This is a genomic window from Flavobacterium sp. (assembly GCF_044368625.1).
GTDB lineage: Bacteria > Bacteroidota > Bacteroidia > Flavobacteriales > Flavobacteriaceae > Flavobacterium.
On sequence record NZ_JBIPPD010000010.1, the window covers coordinates 23595 to 32836 of the forward strand.

Sequence of the window (9242 nt, forward strand, 5' to 3'; positions counted from 1 at the left end):
AAATCCCTACGACGAGAAATTACAGCCGATAGCGAGAGGAGCTCCTAAATAAAAACTATTTCTGCAATCCTTGTCGCAAAATTTCCTTGATTCCTTCGATGTGATCTGTAAATTCAGTGATTTGAGACAACACTTGGGCCATATTATTTGTGTCGCCAAAAACTTTTAATTTATTGTTTTTTTGGAAAGTTGTTTTGATGCTTTCCCACCTATTAACTTCGTCTTCCGTCATCATTCCGGTCATTTCTTTGAACTTCAAAAGATTGGCTTCGGCAGCACTCGTCAACGTTTGTGTTTCGTTTTGGTAATGCGAAAGCAACAGGGTTTCAATTTCAGCGTCGTTCATCATCGGTACAATTTTCGAAACCAATTTATTCATGTCGCGGTATGAGCCTTGCAAACGAAACGGCGGTTCTGTGCGGTACGAATCTTCCATGGCCGCCGAGGAAATGTAAGCCGAATTGACTTTTAGAACCACATTTCGCACTTTGATTACTTTATCCAAAACAGCAACGTACGCCTCAATATCTTGTTTTGAATGATTGCCTTTAAGTTCAAAACCATCTTTTTTGCCTGACGATGCCATTTGAATCAATGGATATAAATCTTCCGGCATTTTAGAAGCCAGCTGCGTTAAAAGTGGATGCGAAGTCAACGCATTTTCAATCAAACTGAGTTCAAATAAATCAGCCGTATTCCCGATTACATCACCCAAATTGTAAATATCCGCACGGTTGGCCAACATATCAGGGATACGGAATTTCTCACCCGTTTCGGTGTAGGGATTTCCTGCCATAATCACGCAAAACTTTTTCGATTTCATATCATAGGTTTTTGCATTTCCGTTGAACACTCCTTCTATTTTACGGGTTCCGTCGGCAAGCGAAATAAACTTCTGCAACAGTTCGGGGTTACAATGCTGGATGTCATCAAGATAAAGCATCACATTGTTTCCCATTTCCAAAGCCAAATTCAATTTTTTCAACTCTTCTCTTGCGGCAGCATTGGTAGCAGAACTTGGATCAACTGAAGTTATTTCGTGACCCAAAGCTGGCCCGTTGATTTTTACAAAAACCAGTCCCAAGCGGTTGGCCAAATATTCCATTAACGTGGTTTTTCCGTAACCTGGAGGCGAAACCAATAACAACATTCCCGAACGGTCGGTTCGACGATTGTCACCAGCACTACCCAATTGCTTGGCCAAATTGTCCCCAAATAAAGGCAAATACACCTGATCAATGAGCTTATTTCGAACAAAGGAAGTGAGCACTTTTGGCGCAAACTCGTGCAACCTCAACTCCTCTTTCATTTGCAAAGTGAGTTGGTGCCGTTCATGGCGGAACTTTTCAAATTCCAAAACTTCAAAGGCAAAATAACGCTCCATTGTTGCAGAAAATTCATGGTAATTAAACAAAAATTTTCCTTCCGTAATTGTTGGATGTGAACCGGTCAAACCCGAAATAACCACTGTTGGTTCAATGGAAATAACCGATTGGTTGCTTTCGTGAGGAAACAGCAAGAGTGCCATAACTTCAAAAACATAAGCCAATTCTTCTTCCGGTTTGGTGTCGTTGATAAAAGACGAAATCCATTGGTGCGTCAACTGTAATTTTGCTTCAAAATCTGTTGCTTTTTCAATTGCGTGTTTGAATTTTAAGTCGGTATTTTTAACTTTAAGTACTTTTATAAAATCCTCCGCCAGTTCTTTTGCCTTGAAACTGGTTACAAAAATATCGTCTTTTTGCAGTTGTTGAAATAAATAAGTCGCCATAATTTCTTGATTCAAATTGGCGTTTTTTACAAAATCATATTGTGATGAAAAAGCATTTAACGCTTTGTGAAGTTCCAATAAAATGTACTCAACCTTGTTGCTGTTGGTAAAAACTTCCAAAACTTCTCCGGCAGATTTGATTTTTTGATTGAGTTGATTGCGTTTGTCCAAATCTAAATGTTGCCAAAAAAACTGTGCAAAAGCACGGGTTTTCGAGTCGTAACGAAGCATTCCAAGCGTATTGTGTTTTTCCAATAGCGTTTTTAAAATCAGCAACGTATCGGTGTCGTGAACTCCTTTGAGGTAACCTTCCAGATAATTTTTTGAGGTTTCTTCTGCAATCAGTTTCTGCAATTTTTCTGGCAACATCCCTAATAACTCTTCTTTTGGGTATTTTTTAAACATTTTAAAAGCTAAAAAAGAAGACCGGTAGACGTGCTCATTTTCGGAAACCAAATCTTGACTCCAAAACTTCACTCCAGCATTTAATATATCCCTTTTTAGTGGTTGATAAAAATCCGTTCCCGTCAAATGATACTGCAGTTTTTCGTCTTTATAAACAATTGTTACATCCAAATGTTGCTTGTTGACTGCAAATTTATGTTTACCCAAACGAATGATGTTTTCGCCATCTTCATACAATTCCTGTTTGTCTTTGAGCCTTCGCAAAGCATCTTCCCGAGCCGATTTTAGTTCCGTTTCGATGGATTCAGCTTTTCCTACGTCTTCTAAATCGTGTAATTGTTTGACCAAATCACGCAATTTTGAAATCATCAAATCCGAAGCAAAATAACCGTTGATTTCCTCTTGCGAATTAAAGGTCATCGCTTTGGTAGCAACGCTTTTCAGAATTCTTTTTGAAGCATTTTCGACCGCAATGGCTTTCTTGTTGCGACTTTCAATAAGACTGTTTTTCTTGGTTTCAAAAGCCGTAAAAATTTCTTCTCGCTTTTCGATAATGGATGCTGTAAATTCTTCAAAATCGGCAAATCGCGCTTCCAAATCTTCCAACTGAACCGACATTTTATTGAGTGCTTCTGCAATTGTATCGGGCGAATTGGCGCGATCAATGGCGTTCACAATACTTTGATCCATCAACTTCATTTGTGCGGCAAAATCAGCTTTGGCTTCTTGACCGCCAAGCGTACTCACTTTGTTTTTAATTTCTGCTTTCACTTTATTCAAAGTGGCAAAAATCAATGAAATGGCATTGATGATTTGTGTGGCGTGCGAGGTATCGTCGATTTTTAAATTAGTTACAATGTCAATGAGCATTTCCAAATCAGCAGTAATCTGGTTGACTTCCTCTTCTAATTTTTTTCCTTCTGCTACTTTAGAAATCAATTCGATTCGGCTTTGCTTTTCTTTGACCCGAATGTGGTACGGCTCTAAGGCTTTTTCGTTTAATAAAAAAACTACGCAATGTTGCGAAATGCGTTCGCTGTGTTCGACAATTTCTTTTTCTAAATTTGTAATAAAGGTCTCGTCCACATACCGAACCTCTTTCAAACTGATTACTTCGCCCCGAAGAGTTCTCAAATTGGCCAGATTCTCAACAAAAACATCGATGTTATCCAAAGGCGAGGATTTGATGGTGCTGAAAAGTTTATTGGCTTTTTCTTTTGTTTTGGCGGCAAGCTCATTGGCATACAAACGCAATTGAACGACTTTTTCAAATTCATCAATGGCTGCATTTGCTGTATTTTTTATTTCTAACAGCGGGGTTTTTAACTCAAAAGTTTCCTTTGCTCCAATCCAATAATAGCTGTCCAAAATGATTTGAGCCTGTCTAGACAAGTCGCTGTACAAGCCGTCATAATTGTCATCTTTGTTTAAAAGGGTGATGATGGAATTGGAATCGGCCATCGCTTTTACAATGTCTTTGTTCCCGATTTTGTATATAAAACTGTCTTTGTGTGCTGATGGAATGATGCTGTTTTTGACAAAAGGCGTTTGCCAAATTTGAATTACGTGGTTTTTGGTTTGTTCATTTTCCGATTTAAAATAACACAATTCACCGTGTTTGAGGATGGTAAAACCATTACAAATAATTGGGTTTTGAACTTCGTGCGAAATCAAATTGTAGGAAATGAGTACATATTGACCGTGTTTTTCTTCATAAAAAACGTACATAAAATCCTCGCCGTTAGGGGAAGAAATCCGTTCTTGAAAAGATAAATTTTCTAACGTATTTTCAAAAATTTTATACTCGCCGGTTTGCAGATAATACCCATTTGAAAAAATCAATCCGTGGTTGTCGGGAAGCAAAATTGCAGCATTTTTGATGCTGTCAATTTTTTGAACTTCTTGCAACTTATGGTTATAGACGAAAAAGCGAGCATCTTCTTGAAAGGGTTTTATTTGCAAAGCAATTAAATTTCCCAAATCGGCAAACTTGTAATTTCCGTCGTCTAAAGTTTGGTCGGGGAAAGCCACTTCTTCGTTAAAAATTCCCTTTCCAGTAGCGGTATTGTCTTCGATTTTGATGGTCAACGTGCCACCAATAGTTTCAACAAAAACCTTTTCAAGAATGGAAATATGCGGATGTTTGCCATACTTCTGCATTTCTCTTGTGGTTTCTTGCCAAAGAAAGTCATGCTGTTTGGGAAACTTGTATTCGCTGTCGCTTCTGTTATCGATATATTCCAGATGACTTTCTCGAATCAACCACTTGAAAGTTTTAATATCTGAAATTCGGTCGCTCAGTTGGAAAACCATGTGCAAATAATTTCCTGAAATAAAGAATTTACGGAACTCGGTATCGCGGTAGTATTTGTATAGATTTAGAAAATCAAACAGAAAAGTTTCGTCTTTGATCAGCTCTAGATTTTGCGCAACAAATTCCTCGTTTTCGTATTTGTAGATACTAAAAACGTCTTCAATTTTTATGTCGGTTCGCAATCCAAAATATACATTATAGCCAAACAAACACATATCGCCAATGGTGACAATGTCGCTCGAAGTACAATTGTTTTCGGTAATGATTCGATTATTGGCAATCAGTTTGGTTTCGATGCTTCCGAAAACTTCTTTTCGTGCGTTATTCAACAAGTTCAGTCGCTCAATTAAATTCTTTTTTTGAGCTTCTAAACGACTTTGTATGATTTCGTAAGTGCCGCCTTCCAATGCATTCATAGTATAAAAGTGTAGGTGGTGGTTAATGTAAGAAAGTCTGATATTTTGCAAACAGCTTTAAAAACATCCTGCAAAACCGGAGTCTTGCAGGAATAAAGGGAATGGCTTTTTAGCCTAATTTTTTATTGGCCAAGCCGAAATTTTTGGCCATTGACATGAGATTTGCAAACAAACCTTGTTCGCTTTCGTCGGCACTTCTGCGTTGTAATTCGAATAACAATCCAGAAACCGTCATATTTTTAATATCTTCTGATGAAATGTCGTACTTGTCTGCAAAACCTTTGACTTTATCCAAGAGATTTCCTTGATCTAAGGTTCCGTCACCCAAAATGGCCTCTTTGATCTCTGTAATATTTTCCGAACTGTTTACCAATCGGTCGAAACCTTTGGCTCTTGTAATTTGTCCCACAATTTGGTCAAAAAACATAGTTTCGCCACCCACGATATCAATTTTAGCTGCTTTCAAGGCTTCGCCAATCACGCTGGCTTGGGCATCTGCAATGTCTTTTTGGATATTGATGTGTGCCAAATCCACTTGCAATTCTTTGTTCAAACGCAATTTGAATTCCTCGTGTTCTTTTCCAACGCCGTCCAATTTTTTCATTGCATTTGCTTTTTCTTCAATTCCAGAAGCTTCTGCAATGGCTTTCTCCCGAATCACTTCGGCTTCTGCAAATCCTAAATCTCGAGACGAAGTGGCTTTAGCGGTCATTCCTGCTGCTTCTGCAAGCGCCATTTTTTCGACAACAATGGCGTCTACAATACCTTGACGCTCGTTGGCATCTGCTTTTGCATGCATCACTTGTGCTTCTGAAAGTCCAAGGGTTGCGTCTTCTTTGGCTTTGGCTTCCGCCAAAATTTTCCGCGCTTGTGCTTCTTTTTCGCTGGCAACCAAGTGTGCTTCGGCATCAATATTAATTTCTTCGGCTTTTTGTTTTGCCGCATCTTTTTCTGCTTCTGCCGCACGAATTCTCTTAATATAAAGTTCCTCACTCGCTTTTTCTGCCGAAGTGATGGCTACTTTTTTCTCACGATCAGCAGTTTTAAAGGCTTCAATGTCCTTCATGTTTTCTTGTTCTTGAACAACGCCTTTTTCTAAAACAACGCGATCGCGAATGACATCTTGAATGTTTTTGCGTTCAATTTCGACGGCTTTCTCTTTTTCAATTTGAGCCAAAGTCACCACTCTTTCGCGTTCGGTTTGTTCCAAAGCACGGTCTTTTTCCACTCGTTCGGTTTCAACAGCTTCGGTACGTTCTTTGTTTTTGAGCGCTACAATTACCAATCGGTCTTTGTTTTCCTCAGCAATAGCTACTTTTTCAGTCGTATTGATTCGAGCCGTTTCGGACTTCAATCGTTCTTCTTCTGAAACTTTCAAAATTTCGGCTTCTTCACGCGATTTTATGTTGGCAATTTCTCTTTTTTGCTGCTCTTCTTTTTCGGCAAGTTGGCGGTCGAGAGCCAAAATTGCTTCTCTGGCTTCTACGTCTTGCTTGCGAATCGTTTTTTCTTCGTCTCTGCGAATCAAATTTGATTTGATGTTTTGAGCAGCCGTCAATTCGGTGATTTTCTTGATCCCTTCCGAATCCAATATGTTGTCGGATTTTAGGTGAACAAGTGGTGTTTGTTCCAAATCGTCGATGGCGCAATCATCGAGAATGTATCCGTTTAAATCGGTACCGATAATGGCAATAATTTCTTCACGAAACTCGCTTCTGGCTTCGTATAATTCGATGAAATCAAATTTCTTTCCGACGGTTTTGAGCGCTTCAGAAAATTTTGCATCAAACAAGGTTTTCAGCACTTCTACTTCTGAAGCCCTTTCACAGCCAATGGTTTGTGCCACATTGATAATATCTGTTGTTGATTTATTGATTTTGATAAAAAAAGTTACTTTTATATCCGCTCGAATGTTGTCTTTGCAAATCAAACCGTTAACTCCGGTTCGTTCGACATCCAGTTTTTTTACGGAAATATCCATGATTTCCATTTTATGCAAAACAGGTACAACGAGTCCAGCATTGTAAAAAACTTTGGTTCCTCCAGCTCCCGTTCTGACGATTACTTTTCCTTGGATGATTTTTTTGTACATCGAAATGATCCAAACGAGGAGTCCGATGATGACCACGATTATAGCAATCATTGTGATAAGTAAAGAATTTCCTAACATGTTTTTGGTATTTAATTGGTTGGTAATGGTTATAAAAAATAGTGTACAATCAATGCAAATAATTGCATTAATAGATTCGTAATTTGAAGTAAAATTGCAATCATTTAGATTTTGTTTTAAATTTAATAGTCAAATTTTTCGACGAGATAGTACTTTTTATCGACACTTTCTCCCACAATTACTGCCTCTTGTCCAGCATTTAATTTTTCGTTTGTATTACTTCGAGCAGACAATCGCATCGGATCACCGTTCACATTCAGCTGAATTTGTCCTGTTTTTACCTCGTCCATAGCGGCGAAAACCACACAACGTCGGCCGAGAAAATCAATTTCAGGTTCGCCTTTGTGATTGACCTGCTTGTATAAGTAAGACAAGGGCTTGCTGAAAATTTTTACAATAAAAAGACTGAAAATAAAGTTGGGAATCAAAAAAATCACACCTACCCACGTACTTTCAATCCCTAGATAATACGTGACGTTGATGCCGATGAGCCACATGCTGAAAAAGATGATGGTGAGAATAAACATCAGCGGCAACTCATCGAAATTGAAATACTCCACTATTTTCATAAATCCGTTTCCATCCGAATTTGAATCGACACGATCGGGCAAATCAGGCGAATTGTTGTCGAAATTCGTTTCGAGGTCGGCCGAATCGAAATCAACACTGAACAAATCAGGGTCGAGTCCTGCCACAATTACCAGAATCCAATACACCAACATGATGATTGACATAATGGTAAAAAAGGCATTGACGGGTGAAAAAGAGATTTCTATCAGTTCTTTCATTGCTTTATGTTATTCTTTTGGTGGCGTAATGCCCATTTGCTCTTTCAATTTTTCCAATTCGCTTGTGGCTTTGGTTTTCGATACATCGATGGCTTTGTTGATTTCATCGTCGACTGATTTTGAATTGTTGGCAATATCCCCGTAAGCTTCTGCCAAGGCTTCTTCTTGTGCCACTTTTTCCTTCATTCGTTCCAAAAGCGCGACTGTTCCATTGCTGTCAATTTGGGCCATTTGCTTGTTGAGTGATTTGGTAGCATCGGCCACTTTTACTCGGGAACGCAAAATTTTGAGTTCATTTTCCCATTTGGAAATGTTCTGTTTGATGGTTTGCACGTTACTTTCCATTTGCGAAACATTTTGATCGAACTTTTCTTTGTCGGCAATAGCTCTTTTTTGTCCTGCAAAAGCTTCCTCTTTTTTGATCAATGCCTCGGTTGCCAAACGATCAGCTTCGGCCACATCGAGACCACCAGCTTGTGCTTTTTTAAGAATAAGCATGGCTTTTTCGTTGTAATCTTCTCCCTTATTGGCGTATTCTTCCACCTCGTTTTTGGCACGAATACTCATGGCTTTGACTTGTGCCAAAGCTTCTAGGCTTTTGTCCAAATCTTGTTTCATGTCCCGAATTCCTTGTTCCGTCATTTTGATCGGATCTTCGATTCCGTCGATTGCAGAATGTACTTCTGCTTGACCTATTTTGAATAATCTTTTTAAAAATTGCATGATTACCTGTTTTTTGAAAAATTAATAATTTGTTCTGAATATTCACTGAGCAAAACACTTAATGAATTTATGGTGGCGCCAAACTCATTTTGATCTAGATTTTCGATTTGGAGCGAGTCTCTGAAAATCACTTTCCTGCCCGTATCGTCGAGCACAAAAGCACCGTGAATAATGTCGCGGTTTTTTTGTAACAGCGATTTATACACTTGATACCCTTCTTCTTTTATTTCGAAAATAAATTGTTCAAAAATTACAATTGGATGTGCGACACAAATAATAAGGTGAAAAATACCTTCCGACTCGTTACTAACGATGAAGATTCCCTCCTTTTGGTTTTCATGTTTGATTTCCAACTGTAAGTTTTGCAAAAAACTTTTAACCGTAGCGTAATAGTCTTTCATATGTTGATATGTATTGATTTCATTTGTTTTCCGTTTCTTCGAAAATTTTACTTTCCCTTTTTTAGTAAAAAAGCAATCTTATCTATTGGCTACTTATTAATCTAATATTGATTTGCTAAAAATCGTGTTTTTAAAAAATTATAACAAGCTGTGTTCAATTCATAAGTGCAACAAACTTATTATTTAGAGTTTCAATTGGACTAAGATAATTGAATTTTCTAATAGGTCTGTTATTAATTGATAATTCTACTTGT

5 protein-coding genes are annotated in these 9242 nt (G+C 38.1%); all 5 read right to left on the bottom strand.

Annotated features, from left to right (window positions below; genetic code table 11):
- Nucleotides 1-55: 55 nt before the first annotated feature.
- A complete protein-coding gene (locus ACIQ2X_RS01685) occupies nt 56-4906 on the bottom strand; it encodes a DNA repair ATPase (RefSeq protein ID WP_396177142.1) in 4851 nt (1616 codons plus the stop codon).
- Nucleotides 4907-5015: 109 nt separating this feature from the next.
- A complete protein-coding gene (locus ACIQ2X_RS01690; protein ID WP_396177143.1) occupies nt 5016-7076 on the bottom strand; it encodes a flotillin family protein in 2061 nt (686 codons plus the stop codon).
- Nucleotides 7077-7198: 122 nt separating this feature from the next.
- Nucleotides 7199-7864 carry a hypothetical protein gene (locus tag ACIQ2X_RS01695; protein WP_396177144.1) on the bottom strand — a complete coding sequence of 222 codons (666 nt, stop codon included), beginning with the start codon at nt 7862-7864 and terminating at the stop codon, nt 7199-7201.
- Nucleotides 7865-7873: 9 nt separating this feature from the next.
- Nucleotides 7874-8587 carry a PspA/IM30 family protein gene (locus ACIQ2X_RS01700; RefSeq protein WP_396177145.1) on the bottom strand — a complete coding sequence of 238 codons (714 nt, stop codon included), beginning with the start codon at nt 8585-8587 and terminating at the stop codon, nt 7874-7876.
- A 2-nt stretch (nt 8588-8589) separates the two neighbouring features.
- The gene (locus tag ACIQ2X_RS01705; RefSeq protein WP_396177146.1) at nt 8590-8988 is read right to left on the bottom strand and encodes a molecular chaperone Tir; all 399 of its coding nucleotides are present in this window, start codon (nt 8986-8988) and stop codon (nt 8590-8592) included.
- Nucleotides 8989-9242: the final 254 nt, after the last annotated feature.

What these genes read in the sequence shown, in the direction of transcription:
- ACIQ2X_RS01700 (WP_396177145.1), bottom strand. Translation starts at nt 8,587, where the DNA reads ATGCAATTTTTAAAAAGATTATTCAAAATAGGTCAAGCAGAAGTACAT.
- ACIQ2X_RS01685 (WP_396177142.1), bottom strand. Translation starts at nt 4,906, where the DNA reads ATGAATGCATTGGAAGGCGGCACTTACGAAATCATACAAAGTCGTTTA.
- ACIQ2X_RS01690 (WP_396177143.1), bottom strand. Translation starts at nt 7,076, where the DNA reads ATGTTAGGAAATTCTTTACTTATCACAATGATTGCTATAATCGTGGTC.
- ACIQ2X_RS01705 (WP_396177146.1), bottom strand. Translation starts at nt 8,988, where the DNA reads ATGAAAGACTATTACGCTACGGTTAAAAGTTTTTTGCAAAACTTACAG.
- ACIQ2X_RS01695 (WP_396177144.1), bottom strand. Translation starts at nt 7,864, where the DNA reads ATGAAAGAACTGATAGAAATCTCTTTTTCACCCGTCAATGCCTTTTTT.